The sequence below is a fragment of the Microvirga mediterraneensis genome, assembly GCF_013520865.1.
GTDB classification, from domain to species: domain Bacteria; phylum Pseudomonadota; class Alphaproteobacteria; order Rhizobiales; family Beijerinckiaceae; genus Microvirga; species Microvirga mediterraneensis.
Window position 1 is genome coordinate 1,703,129 of sequence record NZ_JACDXJ010000001.1, and the last position, 24,177, is coordinate 1,727,305.

Genomic DNA, 24,177 nt, shown 5'->3' on the forward strand with positions numbered 1-24,177 from the left:
GTCATCCCGGCCGGAGCGTGAGCGAAGAGCCGGGATCGCATGACGAGTATAGTGCCTCATTCTGATAACGATCCCGGGTCGCGCTTCGCTTGCCCGGGATGACGCTCAAATAAAGCTGGGAGACCGCCATGGCTGAAGCCTATATCTACGACGCTGTTCGCACGCCGCGCGGGCGCGGCAAGCCGGATGGGTCATTGCACGAGGTTCCGGCGGTCGATCTCGCCGTGACGGCGCTCGATGCGATCCGCAAGCGCAACGATCTCGATCCCATGCTGGTGGAGGACGTGGTGCTCGGCTGCGTCGACCCGGTCGGCGAGGCCGGCGGCGACATTGCGCGCGCGGCGGCCCTAAAGGCAGGTTTCGGCAAGGAAGTGCCGGGCGTGCAGATCAACCGCTTCTGCGCCTCGGGCCTGGATGCGGTGAATTTCGCCGCCGCGCAGATCATGTCCGGCATGAAGGACATCGCCATCGGCGGCGGCGTCGAATCCATGAGCCGCATCGGCATGGGAGCATCGGGCGGCGCATGGCCGGTCGATCCCGGCATCGCCATTCCCACCTATTTTCTTCCGCAGGGCATCTCGGCCGATCTGATCGCCACGAAATACGGTTTCTCGCGCGATGACGTGGATGCCTATGCGGTCGAGTCGCAGAAGCGCGCCGCGAAGGCCTGGGACGAGGGGCGCTTCACGAAATCCGTCGTGCCCGTGAAGGATGTCAACGGCATCACGATCCTGTCCAGGGACGAGCACATGCGGCCGCAGACCGACATGCAGTCGCTCGGGCAGCTGAAAGCCGCCTTCGTGCAGATGGGCGAGATGGGAGGTTTCGACGCGGTGGCCATCGCGGCCCATCCGGACGTGGAATTCGTCAACCACGTGCATCACGCCGGCAATTCGTCTGGCATCGTGGACGGCGCCGCTGCCGTTCTCGTCGGCAGCAAGGAGGGCGGCGCGAAGGCAGGCCTGAAGCCGCGCGCGCGCCTCAAAGGCTTCGCCTCCATCGGCTCGGACCTCGCGCTCATGCTCACCGGCCCCATCGACGTGTCGGAACTCGCTTTGCGCAAGGCCGGCATGACGAAGGACGATATCGACCTCTTCGAGATCAACGAGGCGTTCTCCTCCGTGGTGCTGCGCTACATGCAGGCCATGGATCTCGATCCGGCCAAGGTCAACGTGAACGGTGGCGCCATCGCGATGGGCCATCCGCTCGGCGCCACCGGCGCCATGATTCTCGGGACGGTACTCGACGAACTGGAACGCACGAACAAGCAGACGGCCCTGATCACGCTGTGCGTCGCCGCCGGCATGGGCACGGCTGCGATCATCGAGCGGGTTTGAGACAGCGGGAAGGGGAGAAGCATCATGACGAATTTCACCAATTTCCGCTTCGAGATCGATTCCGACGGCATCGCGCTTGCGACCTGGGACATGCCCGGTCGCTCCATGAACGTGATCACGCCCGAAGTGATGGGAGAGCTGGAGCGGATCATCGAGACGGTCGCCGGCGATGAGGCGATCAAGGGCTGCGTCATCACCTCCGGCAAGGAGGCATTCTCGGGCGGCGCCGATCTCACCATGCTCCAGGGACTCGGCGCCGAATACGGACGCCTCGCGAAGGAGAAGGGCGAAGAGACCGCCATGCAGTTCTTCTTCGAGGAATCGCGCAAGCTCTCGCTGCTTTATCGCCGTCTCGAAACGAGCGGCAAGCCTTTCGCCGCCGCCATCCACGGCGTGTGTCTCGGCGGTGCCTTCGAGCTGGCGCTTGCCTGTCACTTCCGTGTTCTGTCTGACGTGGATGCTACCCGGGTGGGCCTGCCCGAGGTGAAGGTCGGGCTATTCCCCGGCGCCGGGGGCACGCAGCGCGTGGCGCGCCTCATGCAGACGGGCGATGCCCTGCAGATGCTGTTCAAAGGCGAGCAGCTCCGCCCGCTCATGGCGCGCAACATGGGTCTCGTCCATGCGGTCGCCCCGCGCGACCAGATCGTGCAGGCGGCGAAGGACTGGATCAAGCAAGGCGGTTCCGCCGTCGCAGCCTGGGACCAGAAGGGCTACAAGCTGCCTTCCAACAAGGTCTATTCTGCGGCCGGCATGCAGATCTGGCCGCCGGCGAACGCCATCTACCGCCGCGAGACGCAGGACAATTACCCGGCAATCCGCGCAATCCTCGAATCCGTCTACCAGGGACTGCAGCTGCCGATGGATCTCGCCCTGAAGGTGGAATCGCGGTGGTTCGCCAAGATCCTGCGCTCGAAGGAGGCGGCGGCGATGATCCGCACGCTCTTCATCTCCATGCAGGATCTCAACAAGGGCGCCCGCCGTCCCAAGGACGTGCCGCCGACGAGCCTGAAGAAGGTGGGCGTGGTCGGCGCGGGCTTCATGGGCGCGAGCGTCGCCTATGTCACGGCCCATGCGGGTCTCGAGGTCGTGCTCATCGACCGCGACATGGAGGCCGCCGAGAAGGGCAAGGCCCATTCGCACAAGCTCATGTCGGACCAGATCATGAAGGGGCGCGCCAAGACGGCGGATCGCGATGCGCTGTTGTCCCGCATCACGCCATCGGCCGATTACGGCGATCTCGCCGATTGCGATCTCGTCATCGAGGCCGTGTTCGAGGACCCCAAGGTCAAGGCCGAGGTGATCGGGAAGGTGGAGGCCGCGATCCGGCCCGATTGCATCTTCGCGTCCAACACCTCGACCCTGCCGATCTCGGGTCTCGCCAGGCAATCGAAGAAGCCCGAGCAGTTCATCGGCATCCATTTCTTCTCGCCCGTCGAGAAGATGATGCTGGTCGAGATCATCATGGGCAAGGAAACCGGCGACACGGCACTTGCCACCGCGCTCGACTATGTGCGCCTGATCAAGAAGACGCCGATCGTCGTCAACGACTCGCGCGGCTTCTTCGCCAATCGCTGCGTGCTCGCCTATATCCTCGAGGGCCATCTCATGTTCACCGAGGGGCTGCCCGCGGCCATGATCGAGCAGGCTGGCAAGCAGGCCGGCATGCCGGTCGGCCCGCTCTCGCTCAACGACGAGGTCGGAGTCGATCTCGGCCTCAAGATCCTGCGCGCCACCAAGGCCCAGCTGGGCGAAGCGTCCATCGTGCCGCAGCAGGAGCAGCTGCTCGCGACCCTCGTGGAGAAGGAAGGACGCCTCGGCCGCAAGAACCGCAAAGGCTTCTACGATTATCCCGAGGGTGGGCAGAAGCGCCTCTGGCCTAACCTGAAGGACCTTCAGGCGAAACACGTGGAGGCTGAGCTGGTCGACATGCAGGAGCTGAAGCAGCGCCTGCTCGTCACGCAGGCCCTGGAGGCCGCGCGCACCTTCGAGGAGGGCGTGATCACCGATCCGCGCGAGGCGGATGTGGGCTCCATCCTCGGCTTCGGCTTCGCTCCCTATACGGGCGGCGCGCTCTCCTACATCGACTTCATGGGAGCAAAGGCCTTCGTTGAATTGTGCCGGAGCCTGCAGGCGAAGCACGGCGACCGTTTCGCGCCGCCGAAGATCCTGCTCGACATGGCAGCCTCCGGCGACACGTTCTACGGTCGCGCCGGGGCGAGGAAGGCGGCTTAAACGTCTCCTGCTCCACGTCATCACCGGCCTTGGCCGGTGATCCCGATTGATTGAGGCGGCAACGCTTCTCCAATCGGGATGGCCGGGACAAGCCCGGCCATGACGTGAAGCGTGCCATCGCGAAAGCTTGACCGATGCTTCGTCGCGTCACATGACTCGGAGGAAGCGACCGGGAGGAGCCTATCCATGAAATCGCACTTTGCCATGATGGCGGGCTACAATGCTTGGTGCAACGAGCGCGTCTATGACGTCGCTGCGCAGCTCTCGGACGCCGATTATCGCGCGGACCGTGGGGCCTTCTTCAAATCGGTCCACGGCACCCTGAACCATCTCCTCGCCACCGACCGGATCTGGATGAAGCGTTTCACCGGCCAGGGCGAGGCGCCGAACCGGCTCGATGCGATCCTGTTCGAGAATCTGGGAGACCTTCGGGACGCGCGCCGGAGGGAAGACGAGCGGATCGCCGCCTATATCGACGGCCTGTCCGACGACGATCTCGCAGGCCGCATCCGCTACAAGACGATCACGAACCCGGCGGAGATCGAACAGCCGCTCGCACCGGCCCTGATCCATCTTTTCAATCATCAGACGCACCATCGCGGGCAGGTGCATTGCCTGTTGACGGGCTTCGATCTTGATGCGCCCGCCCTCGATCTCATCCTGTTTCAGCGCCAGACCGGGATAGGCCTCGCATGAACCTGTGGCTGCGCGTCCTTCACCTGATCGTCACCTCGTTCTTCCGGCCGAGGCTCGATCCGGTGCGGGACGTGTCGCGCCTGACGTACCGGGTCTGGCCGCATGACCTCGACACCTCGCTCCACATGAACAATGGGCGCTACTGGTCGCTCATGGATCTCGGCCGCTCCGACATCATGATCCGGTCAGGCCTGTGGCGGCCCATCCTCAGGCACGGCTGGGTGCCGGTGGTGGGCGCGGGGCAGATCCGGTTCCGGCGGGAGCTCAGGCCCTTCCGGCCCTTCACCCTCGAAACCCGCATCCTCACCTGGTCCGACAGCCATGTGGTGATGGAGCATCGGCTGGTTTCGACCGCCCGGGACGGTAGCCCCATCCTCAACGCCATCGCCCTTGTCCGGGCCGGGATCTACGACCGCCGCGAGAGGAGCTTCGTCCCCATGAGCCGCCTGCTCGCAGAGGTCGGCATCCAGGAGAGGGCGCCCGCGGCGTCGCCCGAGGTCGAGGCTTTCCTCGTGGCCGAAGAAGCGTTGAAGAGCGCCGCCTGATGGTCCAAGGTGGGGCACCCGTTTCAGCTACCGGCGAACCGAACCCATGCCCCGCACCATCGATTACTACTTCTCCCTCGTGAGTCCCTGGGCCTATATCGGCCATGCGCCCTTCATGGAGGTCGCGCAGAAGCATGGGGTCGAGGTCAATTTCAAGCCCGTCTTCCTTGGGCGTGTCTTCTCGGAAACCGGCGGCCTGCCGCTCGCCCAGCGCCATCCGGCGCGGCAGCGCTACCGGATCGTGGAACTGCAGCGCTGGCGCGAGAAGCGCGGCCTGACCTTCAACATCAATCCGAAGCATTGGCCCTTCGACGTGAACCTCGCCGACCGCTTCGTCATCGCGATAACGGCCTCCGGCCGCAGCCCGGATGCTTTCCTGCGCCGGGCCTTCGCGGCCATTTGGGAGGAGGAGCGTGACCTGGGTGATCCGCTCGTCCTGTCCGAGCTGGCCGAGCAGGCGGGGCTCGACTCGTCGGCTCTCATGGACGTGGTGACCGGCAGCACCACGGAGGCGATCTATGCCCTCAACCTCGAGAACGCCGTCGCGGGCGACGTCTTCGGCTCCCCGGCCTATGTGCTCGACGGCGAGGTGTTCTGGGGGCAGGACCGGCTCGAACTGCTCGACGATGCGCTGAGCTCCGGACGCGCGCCCTATACGCCGAACGCCTGACGGCCCCATGCGGACCATCGGACTCATCGGCGGCATGAGCTGGGAAAGCTCGGCCGAATATTACCGCATCATCAATCAGGAGGTGAACCGGCGGCTCGGCGGCGTGCGCTCGGCGCAATGCCTGATGTATTCGGTCGATTTCGAGGACATCAAGCGCCTGCAGCACGAGGGCGATTGGGACAGCCTCGCAGAGGCGATGAGGAAGGCCGCCCTGCGCCTGGAGCGCGGCGGGGCGGACTTCATCGTCCTGTGCACCAACACCATGCACCGGGTCGCCGATGCGATTTCATCGGCCGTGAACCTTCCGCTGCTTCACATCGCGGATCCCACGGCCGACAGGATCAGGGCTGCCGGATTCCATCGGATCGGCCTTCTCGGCACGGCCTTCACCATGGAGCAGGATTTCTACAAGGGCCGCCTGCTCGAGCGCCACGGGCTCGACGTGATCGTGCCGGACGAAGCGGACCGGCGGATCGTGCACGAGATCATCTACAAGGAACTCGTGCTCGGGATCGTCAGTCCGGAATCGCGCCAAGCCTACCGGGAGATCATCGCGCGCCTGGTCGAACGCGGCGCGCAAGCGGTCATTCTCGGCTGCACAGAAATTATGCTGCTGGTCTCGCCCGAGGACAGCGCCGTGCCCCTGTTCGACACCACGACGATCCACGCGGTCGCGGCGGTAGATGAGGCGCTGAAGTCGGATTGAAGCGCTCCGCTGTCATCCCCGGCGGTCCGCAGGACCGGGAAGGGGATCCACGATCAAGCGCCGAGCGATGGATTCCCTTCCCCTCCGCTGCGCTCCGGCCGGGAATGACACCGTCCCACGTCACCACCTTGCCGGATCGAACCCGGGGAGGTGATGACATGCGGTGGTGACTTACTCCGCCGCCGCCCGCGTTGCGCGCCACTGCGTCAGCAAGGCCCGCAAGGCCGCCGGTTTCAGCGGCTTGTTGAGCACGTGGATGTTCATTGCCGCGGCGGCGTCGCGCACGACCGGCGTGCGGTCGGCGGTCACGAGAACGGCCGGGGTATCGACCTGGGTTTTCCAGCGCAGGGCCTTGATGAGTTCGAGCCCGTCCGTGTCGTCCAGATGATAATCGGCGATGATGACTTCGGGCAGGGCCCTATGCGTCCTCAGGGCCTGATGGGCGGTCTCGAGATCGGACGCCGTCCAGGTGTCGCAGCCCCAGCCTGAGAGAAGCAGGCGCATGCCTTCGAGGATGGCGGGCTCGTTGTCGATGACGAGCACACGCAGGCCCGACAACACCGTCGCGGCCGGCTTCGGCGCCTCCGGCGCAGCCACCGTGGCCGGGAGAGCCGCCACCACCGGCACCTCGACCCGGAACACGGAGCCGCGGCCCACGTCCGAGTTCAACGTGATCGGATGCTTGAGCACGCGACCGATGCGCTCGACGATCGAGAGACCGAGGCCCAGGCCCCGCGCGGCCTTCATGCCCTGGTCCAGGCGCTGGAACTCGCGGAACACGATGCGCTGCTTCGAGGGCGGAATGCCGAGGCCCGTATCCCATACCTCCAGCACGAGATGGCCGCCGCGCCGGCGGCCGCCGACGAGCACGCGGCCCGACGGTGTGTATTTGATCGCGTTGGAGATCAGGTTCTGCAGCAGGCGGCGCATGAGGCGGCGGTCGGAGCGCACGGTCAGCGACGACGGCACGAAGGCGAGCTTCAGGCCCTTGTTGCGGGCGACGGGCTCGAACTCGCGCTGCAGCTGACGGAACAGTTCGTCGATGCGGAAGCTCGACCATTGCGGCTTCATGGCGCCCGTATCGAGGCGCGAGATGTCGAGGATCGCGGTCAGGATTTCCTCGACCGCATCGAGCGAGGCGTCGATGTTCTCCGCCAGCGTTCCGTCGCCGGCTTCGCGATCCCGCTCCACGAGGGAAACCGCGTAGAGGCGCGCCGCATTGAGCGGCTGGAGGATGTCGTGCGAGGCGGCTGCGAGGAAGCGCGTCTTGGAAATGTTCGCCTCATCGGCCTCGGCCTTCGCGCTTCGCAGGGCTTCGTTGAGGCGCGTCAATTCCTCGGTTCGCTCGCGGACCCGCTGTTCCAGCGTCTCGTTCGCGCGGCGGCTCGCCTCTTCCGCCAGAACGGTTTCAGTCACGTCCGTGTAGGTGGTCACGTGCCCCCCGTCGGGCAGCAGGTTCGAGCGGATCTCGATGACCTTGCCGGAGGGATAGAGCTTGAGGCGCACCGGTTCCACGTCGTGGCGGAAGGAGTGCAGGCGAGCCTCGACGAGCTCGTCGATCCTGCCGGGCCCATACGAACCGCGCGAGGCGTTGTAGTGAACGATGCGCTCCATGCTGATGCCCACGTGAACGAAGTTGGGCGGCATGTCGTAGAGATCGATGAAGGCCTGGTTCCAGGCCAGCAGGCGCAGGTCGCTGTCGAGAACGGTGATGCCCTGCTTGGCATAGTTCAACGCATGCTGGAGAAGGTCGCGGCTGTGCTGGATGGCTGCGGAGGCGTCGTCGAGCAGCTTCAGCGCTGCTTCCGTGGACACGGTGCGGCGGCGCAGCAGCAGAGACAGCGCGAGCCGCGACGATGCCGTACCGATGGCGGAGGCCAACAGGTGTTCCGCATAGCGCAGAAGATGGACATCGGCTTCGGCGCGGGGTTCCAGGTTCTGTCCTCGGCTATGGGTGAAGCCTTCGAAGGAGCGGGTCGTGCGCTCCTCTCCGAGGTACCGGGCGACGGTGGTGCGCAGCTCGCCGACGGTCACGCTGGCACGGAACAGGCGGAAGCTCGGTGCCGCAGAGGCGGCGGCCTCGCCCAGGAAGACATTGGCCTGGATCTGCTCCATCGCAGTCACCGGCCGCCAGAGTGAGAAGCCGATATAGCAGAGGATGTTGAGCGTCAGGCTCCAGACGACGCCGTGGGTGAGCTGCGGCAGGTCGACACCGAACAGCGATGTCGGCTTGAGAGCCGTGATGCCGAAGGGACCCGTGACGACGACATCGGACCAGAACACGCCGTCCCAGACGAGGCTCGGGAGGAGGAGCGTATAGGCCCAGGTGAGGAAGCCGACCACAAGCCCGATGCTGGCGCCGAGCGCCGTGCCGCGGGACCAGATGAGCCCCCCGATGAAGGCAGGCGCGACCTGGGCGATGGCCGCGAAGGACAAGAGACCGATGGCGGCAAGCGCTGCCTCTCCGGAGGCCCGGTAATAGGCATAGCCGAGGAGGATGACCAGGACGATGGAGATGCGCCTGACGCCGATCACGAAATTGCCGGGATCGACGCCGGAGAAGGCGCGCCGCCGCAGCACGATCGGCATGACGAGATGGTTCGAGATCATCACCGCCACGGCGACGGAATCGACGATGACCATCGCGGTGGCCGCCGAGAAGCCGCCGAGAAAGGCGAGAACGGCGATGACGCCTGCCTTGTCCGAGAGCGGCAGGGCGAGCAGGGTCATGTCGCGATCGACCGCGCCTTCGGGAAACGACGCAAGGCCCGCAAGAGCGATCGGGAGCACAAATAGGTTGATGAGCACCAGATAGAGCGGAAACAGCCAGGCGGCACGCTTCAGGTCTGCGATATCGTGGTTCTCGACCACCGTCACATGGAACTGGCGTGGCAGCAGAAGCGCCGCGCATGTGGAGAGAAGGATGAGCGTGACGTAGCTGCCGAACCCCGAGGTCCGGCTCATCAGGTCCGCGGTGGTGCCCTGTTCATGGAGCCGCTGCACGATGGCATCGTAGCCGTCGAACATCACGAAGGTGATGTAGCCGCCGACCACCAGGAAGGCGACGAGCTTCACCACCGACTCGATGGAGATCGCCAGCAGGAGTCCGTTCTGGTGCTCGGTCGCATCCGTATGGCGGGTGCCGAACGCGACGGCGAAGCCGGCCAGGACGAGGGCGACCACGAGGGCGAGATCGCCGATGAAGGGGGGCTTCGTCAGGAAGGTTTCGTTGGCCGCCGTCAGGAAGACGTCGAGAGAGGACGAGACGGCTTTCAGCTGCAGGGCGATGTAGGGAATGGACCCGACAAGCGCGATCAGGCTGACGAGGGCCGCGACCCGCTCGCTCTTGCCGTAACGGGCCGCGACGAAATCGGCGATGGACGAGATGTTCTGCGTCTTCGCCACACGCACGACCCGGGCGACCAGGGGATAGCCCAGGCCGATCACGAGGATCGGACCGATATAGATCGCCAGGAAGTCGAAACCGGAATGGCTCGCAAGGCCCACCGATCCGAAGAAGGTCCAGGACGTGCAATAGACCGCGAGAGCAAGGGCCGCGATGGTGGAACGGGCAGGGCCCTGGATGACGCGCCTCCCGCCATTGTCGCCCCAATGGGCCACGGTGAACAGAAAGCAGAGATAAACCAGCGCGGACAGTACGACGGCCCAGGTGGCGACCATAGGCTCAACCCTCGAAAGCAAACACGCAACAGCTTTAGCGGGTTAAGAGGATGAAAGCCATGGCAGGGGCGTCACAGGTCCCGGTCCCATTCCGGCTTCTCTCCGAACCGCCTGGCCAGGAATGCCACGAAGGCACGGACCTTGGCCGGAGCCTGCCGGCCCGAGGGCAGGATGGCATGAATGGCGGGCTCGTAGGTCGGATAGGCGGTCAGGACGGGAATGAGGCTGCCGTCGCGCAGGCTGTCGCCGACGATGAAGGTGGGCTGGTAGATCAGCCCCTGGCCCGCAATGGCCGCGGCCAAGAGGGCATCGCCGTTATTGGCCCGCAGATTGCCCTGGATCGGCACCGCGATGTCGCCGTCGAGGCCGAAGGCCCAGCGGCTCGCCCCGATGGCGCTGGGCAGGGTATAGCCGAGGCAATTGTGCCGGGCGAGATCATCCAGGGTTTGCGGAACCCCGTGGTCCTTCAGATAGGCCGGAGAGGCGCACACGATGGTGCGGCAGGCGGCGAGGCGCCGTGCCACCAGGCTCGAATCCTTCAGGCGCCCGATCCGGATCGCAAGATCCCAACCTTCCTCGATGAGATCGACATAGCGGTCCGCGAGCCCCAGGTCGAATGAGACGGCGGGGTAAAGACGGCTGAACTCCGTAAGAGCCGGAACGACCTGCCGGAAGCCGAAGGTGAGGGGGACGTTGAGCCGCAGCGTCCCCCGCGGCTCGATGCGGTCGAGGCTGGCGGAGGCCTCCGCCTCCTCGATCTCGGCGAGGATGCGCTCGCAGGCGGCGAGGTAGGCGCGGCCCTCTTCGGTCAGCACCAGCTTTCGGGTGGACCGGTGCAGCAGCTTGACCCCGAGCCGGTCCTCAAGCGCCGCCACATGCTTGGTCACCATGGTCTGCGACAGGTGGAGCGCCCGAGCCGCCGCCGAGAAGCTGCCGAGCGTGGCGACACGGACGAAGACCTGCATGCCGGTGACGCGGTCGAGCATGGGATAGCCTCACTCTCCGGGTGTGAAGTGATATTCTAGAAGCAGAATTATCACATCGATAGTTTGAGATCATATGAAAAGCTCATTTCAGGAGATTCTTATGATCGATACCCGTACCGCTCCCTACGCCGCCCTGATCCTGCGCATCACGCTCGGCATCGTGTTCCTCGCCCATGCGGGCCTGAAGGTCTTCGTGTTCACGCCGGCCGGCGCGGCCCAGTTCTTCGGAAGCCTCGGCCTGCCTCCGGCCCTGGCCTATCTGACCATCGCGGCTGAAACGGTCGGCGGCATCGCTCTCATCCTCGGCTTCTACACCCGCTGGGTCTCGCTGGCCCTGATCCCGATCCTGCTCGGCGCCATCGCGTTCGTCCACGGCCCGGCAGGGTTCTTCTTCAACAACCCGAATGGCGGCTGGGAATATCTGGCGTTCTGGATCGCGGCCCTCGTGGCGCAGGCGCTCCTGGGCGACGGCGCTCTTGCGGCGCGGGCCGGATCGGCCAAGACTGCTCCCACGTTCTCCCCGCGCTCAGCCTGAGGCAGACCCATGGTCAAACCCATTCCCCAGGAATCCGCCGGAGTACCGGCGGCCCGTCCCATCGATCCCGGCGTCAGGATCGGGCATGTCCACCTGAAGGTGGCCGATCTCGACCGCGCGCTCGCCTTCTATTGCGGCGTGCTCGGCTTCGAGCTGATCCAGCGCTACGGGACCCAGGCCGCCTTCGTGTCGGCGGGCGGCTACCACCACCACATCGGCCTGAACACCTGGGAGAGCAAGGGCGGCTCCCCGCCGCCTCCCGGCACGACGGGTCTCTACCATGTGGCGATTCTCTACCCGACGCGGGCAGCGCTGGCGGATGCGCTCTACCGGCTGGCGGAGGCCGGCATCCCTCTCCAGGGCGCGAGCGACCATGGAGTGAGCGAGGCGCTTTACCTGAGCGATCCCGACGGCAACGGCATCGAGCTCTATGTCGACCGGCCGGAGGACCAGTGGCCCAGAACCGCCAATGGCGAACTCGCCATGGTCACGCAGCGCCTCGACCTGCAGGATCTGCTGGCGGCCCGCGAGGCTTGACGAAATTCCCAGTTCGGGCAGCTTTAGCTTAGGGTCAAGCAAAGGGGTCCGGTCATGTGGAATGAGTTCAAGCAATTCGCCCTGCGCGGCAACGTGGTCGATCTCGCCATCGGCATCATCATCGGTGCCGCCTTCGGCCGGATCGTGGATTCCCTCGTCGGGGACATCTTCATGCCCATCATCGGGGCCGTCACCGGCGGCCTCGATTTCTCGAACTACTTCACAGCCCTGTCCGGCAACGTCACGGCCGGATCCCTCGACGAAGCCAAGAAGCAGGGCGCCGTGCTCGGCTGGGGCAATTTCATCACGGTCGCCATCAACTTCGCCATCATCGCCTGGATCCTCTTCCTCCTGGTCAAGGGCATGAATCGCCTGCGCCGCACGGAGGATGCGAAGACCGGCACGGCCGAGAAGCCGGCGGAAATCCCGGCCGATGTGAAGCTGCTGACGGAGATCCGCGATCTTCTGAAGACGGGCCGCACGATCTGACATCCATCACGGGTTTCGATCGGACACTTCGTCTTTTGTCATGAGACCTATTCCGGACTTGCCTTGAGATTGCGAACGGGCCATGCCTGTTTGCGTCTTTCCGAGGAAGCCCCCATGAATGTGTCCGTGCCGGTTCCGTCCGTTCTCAACCTGCGCCCGGAGGCGGAGCAGGCGCCGACGAGCGGCATCGTCGACGTGTTCACCTACGGCCGACTGAAGCCGGGCATCATCCCGCTCTGGGTCGGGGAGGGCGATCTGCCGACGCCGTCCTTCATCTGCGAGGCCGCAGCCCAGTCGCTCCTGAAGGGTGAGACCTTCTATACCTATCAGCGCGGCATACCGGAGCTCCGTCAGGCCATCGCCGGCTACCACGAGAGGGTCTACGGCAAGGCCTTCGATCCGGAACGCTTCTTCGTGACCTCCGGCGGCATGCCCGCGATGCAGATCGCCTTCCGCATGCTGGCCGGGAACGGCGACGAGGTCCTGGTCCCCACGCCGGCCTGGCCGAACTTCGCCGGCGCCATCACCGTTGCCGGCGCGCGTCCCGTCGCCGTGCCGATGACGATCGATGCCAAGGGCTGGCATCTCGATTTCGAGCGGCTCGAGAAGGCGGTCACGCCGCGCACCCGCGTGCTCGTCATCAACTCGCCGTCCAATCCCACCGGATGGGTCGCGACCCACGCGGACCTGCGCGCCGTGCTGGACCTCGCCCGGCGGCACGGATTGTGGATCGTGGCCGACGAGATTTACGGGCGCTTCGTCCATGATCCGGCACTGACGGTCGATGGACGCACGCCGTCCTTCCGGGACGTGATGGAGCCGGAGGACAAGATCGTCTTCATCCAGACCTTCTCGAAGAACTGGGCCATGACCGGCTGGCGCCTCGGCTGGCTGGAGGCCCCGCCCTCTCTGGGGCAGGTGATCGAGAACCTCGTGCAGTACCAGAGTTCCGGCACGCCGGTCTTCATCCAACGCGCGGGCGTGGCGGCCATCGAGCAGGGCGAGGAATTCCTGGCCGACCAGATCGCCAAGGCCCGTCACGGCCGCGAGGTGGTCGGGCGTCTTGCGGAAACCGGCCTCGTGGAACTGCCGCCGCCGAGCGGCGCCTTCTACGCGTTCCTTAAGATCAAGGGCGCGACGAACTCGAAGGACATCGCCTTCCGGCTCATCGACGAGGCGAATGTCGGCCTCGCGCCGGGCTCCGCCTTCGGAGAGATCGGCGAGGGGTATCTGCGTCTTTGCTACCTGCGCAAGCCCGAGGACGTGGAGGAGGCGGTCCGCCGCATCAGCGAAGCCCTGCCCAGGCTCGTGGCCTGAGGCAAGGGCCTACGGAGGCGGGATCACGCCCTTCTTGAGGATGAAGCAGCCGTAGAAGCGGCGCTCGCCGGTCGCCACGATGGCATAGGCCTTCTTGGCGCGCTCGTAGAACGCGAAGCGTTCGACTGATCCCATCGGCCAGGTGTCGCGCCCGGCGTCGCGGCGCGCAACCGCATCGATCTCTGCTTGAACCTCCTGCTGAATGGCCGGGAGCTCGTCAGGATTGTCGACGACCTCCATGCGCTCCGCCGGATGCTCGACGAAGCTGTCGAGGGGCATCAGCGAGAGGACCGCCCGGATGGCGCGCGGCGAGCCGATATTGTCCATGCGGATCACCCGGCCATAGGCGGTCTGGCGCGCGATGGAATCGGCAGGGAAATTGGCATCGCAGATCACGATATCGTCGCCGTGCCCCATGGATTGGAGCACATACAAAAGATCCGCGTTGAGCGCCGGGTCGATTCCGTGCAGCACCGTTTCCTCCCTGATCCCGCTTGAATGCGCGCAATCTCAGCAGGCTTTCGCGAACTCCGCAACGCCTCACCGGGGCACGGGCAGACCTTGGCCGCATGGCATCCGCGCATCCTCGGCATTTGACCTTGAAAGCAAGGACGTCCATTCAGCGAAGTCGTGATGCGTCTGATCCTTGCCCATCTCATACAGATCCTGGTTGCCGGTCTCGGCGGGCTCGTCTTCTACTGGCTCGGCGTTCCGGCCGCATGGCTGTCCGGTTCCGCCATCGCGGCAACGCTCTGGGGCCTGACCGGCTGGGCTCTGCCCCTGCCGCGGGCGCTGGCCGATGCCGCCATGCTCACTTCGGGCGCCGCCATGGGCGCGGCGGTGACGCCCGCCGCCATCGAGGCGATGGGCCGGTATCCGGGCAGTCTCATCCTTCTGGTCTTCGGCGTCATGGCCATCTCGGCAGCATCGAGCGCCTGGCTCGTGCGCATCTCCGGCTGGCGCAAGGCCGATGCGGTGCTGGCCTCCGTCCCAGGCGCGCTGTCCACGGTTCTTGCCGTGGCGGCTGACCGGAAGGCCGAGGTCGCCGCCATCGCCATCGTGCAGAACTTCCGGCTTTTCGTGCTGATCGCCCTGCTGCCGAGCCTCGTCGTCATGACCGGCGGAGAGGGCAACGCGGGCGCATTGGTCGGAGCCGGACTTCCTGTCGAGAGCCCGGGAGGCATGGCCTTCATCCTGCTCGGTGGGCTTGTCCTGGGGACGGTGTTCAAGAAGCTGAAGGTGGCAGCGCCGATTCTGCTCGGCGCCACCATCGTCAGTTCCGTGAGCCACGGCACCGAGTTCGTGACCGGCGTCATCCCTCCGGCGATCGCCACGGGCGGCCTCGTGCTGATCGGGCTCTTCATCGCCGACCGGTTCCGCAATCTCCAGCGCTCGACTCTTCGAAGAGCGCTCGTCTCCGCGCTCGGCTCCTTCACGGTCGGCATGGTGGTGGCGGCGCTCTTCGCCAGCGTGGCCGCCTGGCTCGCCGGCGTCAGCTTCGCCAACGGCCTCGTGGCCTTCGCACCGGGCGGGCTTGAAGCCATGACCGTGCTGGCCCTGATCCTCGGCCTCGACCCGCTTTATGTGGGCATCCACCATCTCGTCCGATTCCTGGGGATCGGACTCGTCCTGCCATTCCTCATCGGCTGGCTACAGAGAAGCCGGCCGGAGGCGGCGGAATAAGCCTTAAGGCTTCTCGCTCCGCAGCCGCTCTACCGCCTCCATGCGCGGCTTGGCCGTGTCCCACAGGCGCTTGGTGACCGCCGCCACGAGTGCTTCGGTCAGCAGGAGAAGGCCGGCCGAGGAGTCCCAGTTCGACGGCGCCACGATATGGGCCGGCAGGACGTGGCGGGCGACGCGGGCGATGGGCGACAGCCAGGGGTCGGTCAGGAGCACGACCGTCGCGCCCTGTTTCGCCGCCGCCTCGCAGAGGGCCGTCACGTCCTCCTGGTAGCGACGGATGTCGAAGGCGACGATCACGTCCTTCCTGCCGATCTCGATCATCCGGTCGCGCCAAAGCACCGGCTGGCCTTCGATGAAGTCCACATGGCTGCGCACGATACGGAAATGGCTTTCGGCGTAGCGCGCGAGCGCTCCGGTAAAGCGTCCGCCCGTGAAATGGATCCGCCGGTGAGGATCGCCGAGCAGGGCAACGACCGCATCGAACTCCGTCGGGGCGATGTTCTCCACCGTCGCGCGCAGGTTCCCGATCACCGCTTCGGCAAAGGACGCCAGGGCAGGGGCGCCGTGGCTCTTGTCGGAGGGGCTCGCCTTGGCCAGCGGCGAGAGCAGCTGGGCTTCCAGTTCCTCGCGGAGATGCTTCTGGAAATCCGGGAAGCCGCTGAAGCCGAGGCGGCTTACGAAACGTAATACTGACGGAGCAGAAATCCCCGCCCGCGAGGCGAACTCGGCCACCGTGTCCAGGCCCGCGAAGGGATAATGGCTGAGCAGCAGATGGGCTGCCTTCTTCTCGCTGGGCGTGAAGCCGTCCATGTCGAGGCGGATGCGTTCGGCCAGGCTCGCCGGAGCCGCAGCCGGAAGGGCGTTGTCAGTTTTCATGTTGGAATGTTTCGTCTCCCCACCTTGACGGTTGTTTAAAGCTGTATCAAAAATTTCATAGAATAAAAATCGTCAAGAAACGTACTAGGCGTTCAAACGAGGGTGATCACCTGCATTCCGCAGGGACGGGAGGGCCGCATGGCGCATGCGAGTCGGACGGCATTCGGTCAGGAAACCGCCGCACAGGCGGTGGAACCGGTTGCCGCCGTCGAGAACCCGGATGGGCGCTCGCCGGTCCTGCTCATCTGCGAGCATGCCTCCAACCATCTGCCGGACCGCTATGGCACCCTGGGGCTGAGGCCCGCCGAACTGGATAGCCACATCGCCTGGGACCCGGGAGCGCTCGGTGTGGCGATGGAGCTCTCGCGTCTGCTCGACGCCCCGCTGATCCATGCCACCGTTTCGCGCCTCGTCCTCGACCTCAACCGCGCACCGTCCGCTCCGGACTCGATCTGTACGCTCAGTGAGCGGACCACGATCCCCGGCAATCTCGATCTCGACGAGACGGAGCGGGCGACCCGTGTGCGCGAGGTCTACGATGCGTTTCACGGTGCGGTCGATGTCCTCGCGGATGCCCGCAGGGTGGCAGGGCAACTGGCCGCCATCGTCTCCATCCACTCTTTCACGCCGGTCTACCGGGATGTTCCGCGTCCCTGGCATGTCGGCCTGATCTTCGATCGCGACGAGCGCTATGCGCGCAGCGTCGAGGCCGGATTGAGGCAGGATCCGGCGCTCGTCGTCGGCATGAACGAACCCTATTCACCGGCGGACCGGGTGTTCCACACTCTCGAGCGCCACGCCGAGAGGCGTGGCCTTCCTCCGCTGATGATCGAGATCCGCAACGACCTGATTCGCACACAAGACGAACAGGCGTCGTGGGCTCGCCGTCTCGCGCCGCTTTTGAGGGAGGGGGCACGGACGCTCTGATGACGGGCATGGCGCGTGACGTGCCGTGACCCGAAAGGCAGATCTTCTTGGAGGAAGAACGCGATGTCAGTCGGACAAGGAAGTACAGGAGTGCATGCCCCGCCGGCCGGAGCACAGGGCGCTGCCGGCATCACCTATACCACGGTGGATGAAAGCTACTTCGAGGCGCGGCGCCTGAAGCGCCATGCCCGTGTCTGGTCGCTCTGGGCGCTCGGCGTCGGGGCGGTGATCTCGGGCCATTATTCCGGATGGAACCTGGGCCTCACCAACGGCTTCGGCGCGATGTTCTTCGCAACCATCATCATCGCCGTCATGTATTTGGGCCTCACCTTTTCGCTCGCCGAGATGTCGCCGGCCCTTCCGCATACGGGCGGCGCCTACTCGTTCGCGCGCACCTCCATGGGGCCCTGGGCGGGCTACATCACGGGGATCGCGGAGAACATCGAGTTCGTGCTCACCCCGGCCGTGATCGTGTTCTTCATCAGCTCGTACCTGTCGGCGATCTTCGATACGTCACCTGCGTTCCAGCCGGTCTACTGGGTTCTGTGCTACGCCTTGTTCGTCGGCCTGAACATCATCGGCGTCGAGCTCTCGTTCAAGGTTACCGTCGGCGTGACTCTGGCGGCGCTCGCGGTGCTCGCCTTCTTCTACGCGGCGGTGCTGTTCTCCGGCCAGTTCGATTTCTCGCGCTGGGCGCTGAACATCGGGCCGGACGGAGCGGAACTGCCGAACGGCAACGGCCCGTTCCTGCCCATGGGCGTGGGCAGCATCCTGGCGTCGCTGCCCTTCGCCGTCTGGCTGTTTCTCGCCATCGAGCAGCTCCCGCTCGCGGCCGAGGAATCGCATGATCCACAGAACGATATGCCCAAGGGCATCATCGCCGGTATCCTGACCCTGATCGCCTCCGCGTTCCTTGTGCTCTTCCTGAACACGAGCATCGCTCCCGGCGCCGCAGGCCTGGGCAAGTCCGGCGAGCCGCTGCTCGACGGATTCCGCACCTTGTTCGGCACGGACATCGCCAAGATCCTGGCGGCGGTTGCCGTGATCGGACTGATCGCATCGTTCCACACCATCATCTTCGCCTTCGGGCGGCAGATCTACTCGCTGTCGCGGGCGGGATACTTCCCGAGCTTCCTGTCGGTCACGCACGGCGAACGAAAGACGCCGCACGTGGCGCTGATCGCGGGCGCGGTACTCGGCCTCCTGGTGATGCTGATCATCTGGTTCGCCCGTGGCGCCGAGGCGGGCGCGACCGTCATCGGCGGTACGCTGCTCAACATGGCGGTCGCCGGTGCGATGCTGGCCTACTTCATGCAGGGCATGTCCTACATCGTCCTGAAGACGAAGTTCCCGGGTCTGCACCGACCTTATCGGAGCCCCTTCGGCATCGCCGGGGCCGTAACCTGCATGGTCATCGCGGCGGTGACGCTCTACTTCCAGCTCATCGACTCGGTCTTCCAGACGGCCGTGATCGGCGTGGCCATCTACTATGCCGTGATGATGGCCTATTTCCTGATCATCGGGCGCCACAAACTCATTCTCTCCCCCGAGGAGGAGTTCGCCCTCACCAAGGGCGAGGCGGAATACAAGACGTACTAGCGCATCGTGCGGAAACCGGACCCGGTTTTCCGCAAGAACGATGCGCCGCTTAAGGGATTGAGCATCGGATCAATCCCAGAAGTGCAAGTCCACTTTTGGGTCCGATGCTCAAACGCTTCCAAGGGAGCGCGCCTGACGCGCTCCCTCCCATTCTGCTGAAGGTGTTTCGTATGGACGCTCCCAAGATCAAGAATGCCGCCGAGGCTGCCGAGTATGTGCGAAGCCGCGATCTCCCCTTCGTGAAGGTCGGTGTGGTCGATGTCGACGGTATCATGCGCGGCAAGTATATGGCCCGCGACAAGTTCGAATCCGCTCTCGAGAAGGGCTTCGGCTTCTGCGACGTGGTTCTGGGTTGGGATTCCAACGATCAGCTCTACGATAACACGAAGCTCACCGGCTGGCACACGGCCTATCCGGACGCATCCGTGCGGATCCTGCCGGAGACGATGAGGCTCATTCCCTTCGAGAACGACCTGCCGTTCTTCCTTGCCGAGTTCGACGGCTACGCCGAGGCTGCCTGTCCGCGCGGCGTGCTGCGCCGCGTGCTGAAGAAGGCGGAGGATATGGGTTTCGCTGTCTCCGCCGCCGCCGAGTTCGAGTTCTTCCTGTTCGAGGAAACCCCGCATTCCGTGCGCGAGAAGAACTATCGTGGTTTGAAGAACATCACGCCGGGCTTCTTCGGCTATTCGGTGCTGCGCTCAGGCGTTCACGCGGATTTCTATCACGAGCTTCTCGACCTCGCGAACAGGATGGATTTCGAGATCGAGGGGCTCCATACCGAGACCGGGCCCGGTGTTCTGGAAGCCGCAATCCGCGTGGATGACGCGTTGAAGGCCGCCGACAAGGCAGCCCTGTTCAAGACCTACACCAAGATCCTCGCGCAGCGGCGCGGATGGATGGCGACCTTTATGGCGAAATGGTCGCGCGATTGGCCCGGCCAGTCCGGTCATCTGCACGCCTCCCTGCGCGATCTTCGCACCGGCAAGGGCGCATTCTACGATGCGGTCGGCAAGCATTCGATGTCGGAGACCATGCGCTGGTTCGTGGGCGGTCAGCAGAAGCTGATGCCCGAGATCCTCGCCATGGTGGCCTGCACGGTGAACAGCTACACGCGGCTCATCCCCGGATTCTGGGCTCCGACCGACTCGGCCTGGGGCGTGGAGAATCGCACGACGGCCCTGCGGGTCATTCCCGGCTCCGAGAAGTCGCAGCGCGTGGAGTACCGGGTCGCCGCCGCCGACATCAATCCTTACATCGCTCTCGCGGCTGCCATCGGCTCCGGCCTGTGGGGAATCGAGAACCGGATCGATCCGGGCGATCCTGTCGAGGGCAATGCCTACGCGGTGGAGCATCCGAAGGAGCGGGCCCTGCCGCGCTCTCTGGGAGAGGCCGCCGAGCGCCTGAAGGGCTCCCAGGCCGCCCGCCAGCTCTTCGGCGATACCTTCGTGGATCATTACGCGGCAACGCGCGAATGGGAGGAGAGGGAGGCCCGCAAGGCCATCACGGATTGGCAGCTCGCCCGTTACTTCGAGATCATCTAAAAGATTCATCCAGAACAAGCACAGGAGAAGACCATAGTCCTCGCGGGCGATGGTCTTTCGGACATCACACCATGGCTGACACCGATATCGTCTGCGTTTCTCCCATCGACGGGCGCGAGCTCGTCCGCCGTCCCATCATGTCCGAGGCCGCCATCGACGCGGCGATCGCGGCCGCCCGCGATGCGCAGAAGGCATGGCGTCACGTGCCGCTGCCTGAGCGCGTCGCCATGGTCGGCGCCTTTCTTGATGCACTGCTCGCCATGAACCAGGAGGTGGTGCCCGAGATCGCCCAGATGATGGGCCGTCCCGTACGCTACGGCGGCGAGTTTCGCGGCGTGGAAGAGCGCGCGCGTCACATGATCTCGATCGCGGAGAAGAGTCTGCTGCCCATCCCGGCCGATGACGAGAAGCCGGGCTTCCGCCGCATGATCAAGCGCGAGCCCGTGGGGCTCGTTCTCGTCATCGCGCCCTGGAATTATCCCTATCTCACGGCGATCAACACCATCGTGCCGGCGCTCATGGCCGGCAATGCGGTCCTGCTGAAGCACGCATCCCAGACGGTGCTGGCTGGCGAGCGCTTCCAGATGGCGATGGACCGCGCCGGCATGCCGAAGGGCCTGTTCCAGAACCTGCACCTGAGCCACGACCAGACGAGTCGGATCCTGGGCGGCGGCCTCGTCGACCATTGCAACTTCACCGGTTCCGTCGGCGGCGGCCGCGCCATCGAGCGTGCGGCGGCCGGCACCTTCACGTCCCTCGGACTCGAACTCGGCGGCAAGGATCCGGCCTATGTGCGCGAGGATGCGAACATCGATCACGCCATCGAGAACCTCGTCGATGGCGCGTTCTTCAATTCCGGCCAGTGCTGCTGCGGCATCGAGCGCATCTATGTGCACGAGAAACACTATGACCGCTTCGTGGATGGCGCTGTCGATCTCGTGAACCGATATGTGCTCGGCAGCCCGCTGGAGGAGGCGACCACGCTCGGCCCGATGGCTCACAAGCGCTTCGCCGATCTCGTGCGCGGGCAGAATGCGGAGGCCGTGGCGAAAGGTGCGAAGGCGCATATCGACGCGAAGACGTTCCCGGCCGATATGGGCAACACCGCCTATCTCGCGCCCCAGGTGCTGACCGATGTCGATCATTCCATGAGCGTGATGCGCGATGAGAGCTTCGGCCCGACCGTCGGCATCATGAAGGTGAAGAGCGACGAGGAGGCGATCCGGCTCATGAACGATTCGCCCTACGGTCTCTCCGCAGCCATCTGGACCTCCGATGTCGATGCTGCCGAAGTGATCGGCGAGAAGCTCGAGACTGGCACCGTCTTCATGAACCGCTGCGACTACCTCGATCCCGCGCTCGCCTGGACCGGCGTGAAGGATACGGGCCGCGGTGCGAGCCTGTCGCGGCTGGCCTACGAGTCGCTCACCCGTCCGAAATCCTACCACCTCCGTCAGATCTGATTGAAAGCACCATGACCACGTCTCCCCGCTCCAACTGGAACTACCCGACAGCCGTGCGTTTCGGCGCAGGCCGCATCGCGGAACTGGCCGAGGCCTGCAAGGCCGTCGGCATGTCCGCGCCGCTCATCGTCACGGATCCCTTCCTGGCGGCGCAGCCCATGACGAAGGCCGCGCTCGATCAGCTGACGGGCGCCGGTCTCAGGGCCGCGATCTTCTCGGAGATCAAGCCGAACCCGGTCGAGACCAATGTCTACAAGGGCCTCGAGGTCCTGCGCTCCGGCCAGCATGACGGCGTCGTTGCCTTCGGCGGCGGCTCGGCGCTCGATGCGGGCAAGGTCATCGCCTTCATGGCGGGCCAGACGCAGCCCATGTGGGATTTCGAGGATATCGGCGATTGGTGGACCCGGGCGGACCCGAAGGGCATCCTGCCGATCGTTGCCGTTCCGACCACGGCGGGCACGGGCTCGGAAGTAGGACGCGCCGGCGTCATCACGCAGGAAGCGACGCACACCAAGAAGGTGATCTTCCATCCGCTGATGATGCCGAAGATCGTGATCTGCGATCCGGAGCTGACGGTGGGCATGCCGCCCCACATCACGGCCGGCACGGGCCTCGACGCGCTCGCGCATTGCATCGAGGCCTATTGCGCCCCGGGCTACCACCCGATGGCGGACGGCATCGCTGTCGAGGGCATCCGTCTCGTGAAGCAATACCTGCCGCGCGCCTATAAGGACGGCCGGGACATCGAGGCGCGCGCGCAGATGATGTCGGCCGCCGCCATGGGAGCGACCGCGTTCCAGAAGGGCCTGGGCGCGATCCATGCGCTCTCGCACCCGACCGGCGCCCTCTACGACACGCATCACGGCCTGACCAACGCGGTCTTCATGCCCTACGTGCTGGTCTACAACCGCAAGGCGATTGAGGAGAGGATCGAGCGGCTCGCCGCCTATATCGGCTTGCAACCGTCGTTCCAGGCGTTCCTCGATTGGGTGCTGCAGCTGCGCAAGGATCTCGGCGTGCCGCACACGCTCGAAGGCCTGAAGGTCGATGCGGCTCGCTTCGACGAGATGTCCGAGATGGCGCCGAACGATCCCACGGCCGGCGGCAATCCGGTTCCGATCACCAAGGAGAGTTCACGCAAGCTCTTCGAGGATGCGCTGGCCGGGCGTCTCTGAGCGTCGCGCTATGTAAAAAAGGCACCGCTGCTTGCCACAGCGATGCCTCCTGATTTGCTCGGACCGATCTTGGTTAGGCCGCAGCCTTCATGGGCGTCTTGCGCTCGGCGCGCAGCGATCTGAGAGTTTCCGTCCAGCGGAAGAGCTCGTCGAGCATTGCCGATGCCGAGGTCTTGTAGATCTCGGGCGCATTGAGAGTGCCGTTCTCGTCCAGATTCTGGAACACCATGGGCATGGGAACTCCTTCCGGAATCGGCATCATCTTCAAGGTCGTGACGATCTGCTTGGCGACCTGGACCGAGCGTAGGCCGCCCGAGATGCCGCCATAGCTGACAAATCCGGCCGGGGCATAGTTCCACTCGCGGGACAGATAATTGAGCGCGTTCACGAGAGCCGGAGGCGGAGCGTAGTTGTACTCCGGCGTCACGAACACGAAAGCGTCAGCGGAGCCGACGCTCGCGGCCCAGGCCTTGGTATGGGCATGATGATAGTTCTGCTTCATCGGGTGCTCAGGCTCATCGAAGACCGGCAGGTTGAACGACGCCAGGTCGACCAGAACCGGCTCGAACTTGCCATGCTCTGCGGTATAATCGCTGAACCACTGGGCGACGCTCGGACCGATCCGGCCGGGACGGGTGCTGCCGATGATGATGTGAAGCTTGGGCTTCATGACATGTCCTTGGTTTGCGTTCGGAAGTCGGGACCCTTAAGTTCCCTTTCGTAACCAAGGCTCATTAGGTAACTTCCCTAGCGTCATGCAAGGAGGCACTTTCATGTCACCCAGTCACATCCATGTGCCCGCAGATTGCAGGACCGTGACCGAGATCCTGTCGCGCGTCGGCGACAAGTGGAGTGTCCAGGTCGTTGTGCAGCTTGGTGGAGGTCCTAAGAGATTCAATGAGTTACGCCGGATCGTCGGCGGGATTTCGCAGCGGATGCTCACCCTGACCCTGCGCGGATTGGAGCGGGACGGGCTCGTGACGCGCACCGTTTACCCGACGATTCCGCCCCGGGTGGATTACCAGCTCACAGGGCTGGGTTGCTCCCTGCTCAAGACTGTCCGGGGCCTGGGCGATTGGGCGATCGCGAACCGGGACGAGATCCTAGCCGCCCGGCGCCGCTTCGATGCGGAGAGCGGTGACGATCATGGGGCCGGACAGAAACAGTCCAATGCCGCCTGAG

22 protein-coding genes are annotated in these 24,177 nt (G+C 65.0%); 17 read left to right on the forward strand and 5 right to left on the reverse strand.

Features of this window, described 5'->3' with window-relative positions; genetic code table 11:
• The first annotated feature begins 128 nt into the window (after nt 1-128).
• The 6 genes from H0S73_RS07985 (at nt 129) to H0S73_RS08010 (ending at nt 6,186) form a co-directional block, all read left to right on the forward strand.
• Nucleotides 129-1,337 (forward strand): acetyl-CoA C-acetyltransferase, encoded by a 1,209-nt coding sequence (locus tag H0S73_RS07985; RefSeq protein ID WP_181051649.1) that lies wholly within the window; start codon nt 129-131, stop codon nt 1,335-1,337.
• A 24-nt stretch (nt 1,338-1,361) separates the two neighbouring features.
• Nucleotides 1,362-3,569, forward strand: coding sequence for an FAD-dependent oxidoreductase (locus H0S73_RS07990; RefSeq protein WP_181051650.1), 2,208 nt, complete (start codon nt 1,362-1,364; stop codon nt 3,567-3,569).
• Between the two features lie 186 nt (nt 3,570-3,755).
• Complete coding sequence (locus H0S73_RS07995) at nt 3,756-4,265, forward strand: DinB family protein (RefSeq protein ID WP_181051651.1); 510 nt, start codon at nt 3,756-3,758, stop codon at nt 4,263-4,265.
• Nucleotides 4,262-4,810, forward strand: coding sequence for a thioesterase family protein (locus tag H0S73_RS08000; RefSeq protein ID WP_181051652.1), 549 nt, complete (start codon nt 4,262-4,264; stop codon nt 4,808-4,810). Before H0S73_RS07995 ends, H0S73_RS08000 begins: the two co-directional genes overlap by 4 nt.
• 46 nt (nt 4,811-4,856) lie before the next feature.
• Nucleotides 4,857-5,480: a 2-hydroxychromene-2-carboxylate isomerase gene (locus tag H0S73_RS08005; protein WP_181051653.1), complete on the forward strand. Its 624-nt coding sequence runs from the start codon at nt 4,857-4,859 to the stop codon at nt 5,478-5,480.
• Between the two features lie 7 nt (nt 5,481-5,487).
• Entirely contained in the window at nt 5,488-6,186 is a 699-nt protein-coding gene (locus tag H0S73_RS08010) for an aspartate/glutamate racemase family protein (RefSeq protein ID WP_181051654.1), read from the forward strand.
• A gap of 171 nt (nt 6,187-6,357) precedes the next feature.
• Here H0S73_RS08010 and H0S73_RS08015 read toward each other — a convergent pair whose 3' ends face one another.
• The gene (locus H0S73_RS08015; RefSeq protein WP_181051655.1) at nt 6,358-9,867 is read right to left on the reverse strand and encodes a PAS domain-containing hybrid sensor histidine kinase/response regulator; all 3,510 of its coding nucleotides are present in this window, start codon (nt 9,865-9,867) and stop codon (nt 6,358-6,360) included.
• 71 nt (nt 9,868-9,938) lie between these two features.
• The gene (locus H0S73_RS08020) at nt 9,939-10,853 is read right to left on the reverse strand and encodes a LysR family transcriptional regulator (RefSeq protein WP_181051656.1); all 915 of its coding nucleotides are present in this window, start codon (nt 10,851-10,853) and stop codon (nt 9,939-9,941) included.
• A 100-nt stretch (nt 10,854-10,953) separates the two neighbouring features.
• Here H0S73_RS08020 and H0S73_RS08025 point away from each other — a divergent pair, with 100 nt between their 5' ends.
• From H0S73_RS08025 to H0S73_RS08040, 4 genes are all read left to right on the forward strand, one after another.
• Complete coding sequence (locus H0S73_RS08025) at nt 10,954-11,388, forward strand: DoxX family protein (RefSeq protein WP_181051657.1); 435 nt, start codon at nt 10,954-10,956, stop codon at nt 11,386-11,388.
• Between the two features lie 9 nt (nt 11,389-11,397).
• Nucleotides 11,398-11,925: a VOC family protein gene (locus H0S73_RS08030; RefSeq protein ID WP_181051658.1), complete on the forward strand. Its 528-nt coding sequence runs from the start codon at nt 11,398-11,400 to the stop codon at nt 11,923-11,925.
• Between the two features lie 54 nt (nt 11,926-11,979).
• The gene (mscL, locus tag H0S73_RS08035) at nt 11,980-12,414 is read left to right on the forward strand and encodes a large conductance mechanosensitive channel protein MscL (RefSeq protein ID WP_181051659.1); all 435 of its coding nucleotides are present in this window, start codon (nt 11,980-11,982) and stop codon (nt 12,412-12,414) included.
• A gap of 114 nt (nt 12,415-12,528) precedes the next feature.
• Nucleotides 12,529-13,731 carry a pyridoxal phosphate-dependent aminotransferase gene (locus H0S73_RS08040; RefSeq protein ID WP_181051660.1) on the forward strand — a complete coding sequence of 401 codons (1,203 nt, stop codon included), beginning with the start codon at nt 12,529-12,531 and terminating at the stop codon, nt 13,729-13,731.
• A 9-nt stretch (nt 13,732-13,740) separates the two neighbouring features.
• Here H0S73_RS08040 and H0S73_RS08045 read toward each other — a convergent pair whose 3' ends face one another.
• On the reverse strand, nt 13,741-14,205 hold the full coding sequence (locus H0S73_RS08045; protein ID WP_181051661.1) for an RbsD/FucU domain-containing protein: 465 nt from the start codon (nt 14,203-14,205) through the stop codon (nt 13,741-13,743).
• A 159-nt stretch (nt 14,206-14,364) separates the two neighbouring features.
• Here H0S73_RS08045 and H0S73_RS08050 point away from each other — a divergent pair, with 159 nt between their 5' ends.
• Nucleotides 14,365-15,414 (forward strand): AbrB family transcriptional regulator, encoded by a 1,050-nt coding sequence (locus H0S73_RS08050; RefSeq protein WP_181051662.1) that lies wholly within the window; start codon nt 14,365-14,367, stop codon nt 15,412-15,414.
• A gap of 3 nt (nt 15,415-15,417) precedes the next feature.
• On the opposite strand, the gene H0S73_RS08055 is transcribed toward H0S73_RS08050, so the two are convergent.
• Nucleotides 15,418-16,290, reverse strand: a complete 873-nt coding sequence (locus H0S73_RS08055; protein WP_181051663.1) for a MurR/RpiR family transcriptional regulator — start codon at nt 16,288-16,290, stop codon at nt 15,418-15,420.
• Between the two features lie 138 nt (nt 16,291-16,428).
• Between H0S73_RS08055 and H0S73_RS08060 the strand changes: the two genes are divergently transcribed.
• The 5 genes from H0S73_RS08060 to H0S73_RS08080 all read left to right on the forward strand — a co-directional run bounded on the left by H0S73_RS08060 (nt 16,429) and on the right by H0S73_RS08080 (nt 22,995).
• Complete coding sequence (locus H0S73_RS08060) at nt 16,429-17,217, forward strand: N-formylglutamate amidohydrolase (protein ID WP_181051664.1); 789 nt, start codon at nt 16,429-16,431, stop codon at nt 17,215-17,217.
• 63 nt (nt 17,218-17,280) lie between these two features.
• The gene (locus H0S73_RS08065) at nt 17,281-18,816 is read left to right on the forward strand and encodes an amino acid permease (RefSeq protein WP_181051665.1); all 1,536 of its coding nucleotides are present in this window, start codon (nt 17,281-17,283) and stop codon (nt 18,814-18,816) included.
• A gap of 170 nt (nt 18,817-18,986) precedes the next feature.
• A complete protein-coding gene (locus H0S73_RS08070; RefSeq protein WP_181051666.1) occupies nt 18,987-20,357 on the forward strand; it encodes a glutamine synthetase family protein in 1,371 nt (456 codons plus the stop codon).
• A 71-nt stretch (nt 20,358-20,428) separates the two neighbouring features.
• A complete protein-coding gene (locus H0S73_RS08075) occupies nt 20,429-21,820 on the forward strand; it encodes an aldehyde dehydrogenase family protein (protein WP_181051667.1) in 1,392 nt (463 codons plus the stop codon).
• Nucleotides 21,821-21,831: 11 nt separating this feature from the next.
• On the forward strand, nt 21,832-22,995 hold the full coding sequence (locus H0S73_RS08080) for an iron-containing alcohol dehydrogenase (RefSeq protein WP_181051668.1): 1,164 nt from the start codon (nt 21,832-21,834) through the stop codon (nt 22,993-22,995).
• Nucleotides 22,996-23,068: 73 nt separating this feature from the next.
• On the opposite strand, the gene H0S73_RS08085 is transcribed toward H0S73_RS08080, so the two are convergent.
• Nucleotides 23,069-23,665 (reverse strand): NADPH-dependent FMN reductase, encoded by a 597-nt coding sequence (locus H0S73_RS08085; protein ID WP_181051669.1) that lies wholly within the window; start codon nt 23,663-23,665, stop codon nt 23,069-23,071.
• Nucleotides 23,666-23,768: 103 nt separating this feature from the next.
• Between H0S73_RS08085 and H0S73_RS08090 the strand changes: the two genes are divergently transcribed.
• On the forward strand, nt 23,769-24,176 hold the full coding sequence (locus tag H0S73_RS08090; protein ID WP_181051670.1) for a winged helix-turn-helix transcriptional regulator: 408 nt from the start codon (nt 23,769-23,771) through the stop codon (nt 24,174-24,176).
• Nucleotide 24,177 lies beyond the last annotated feature (1 nt).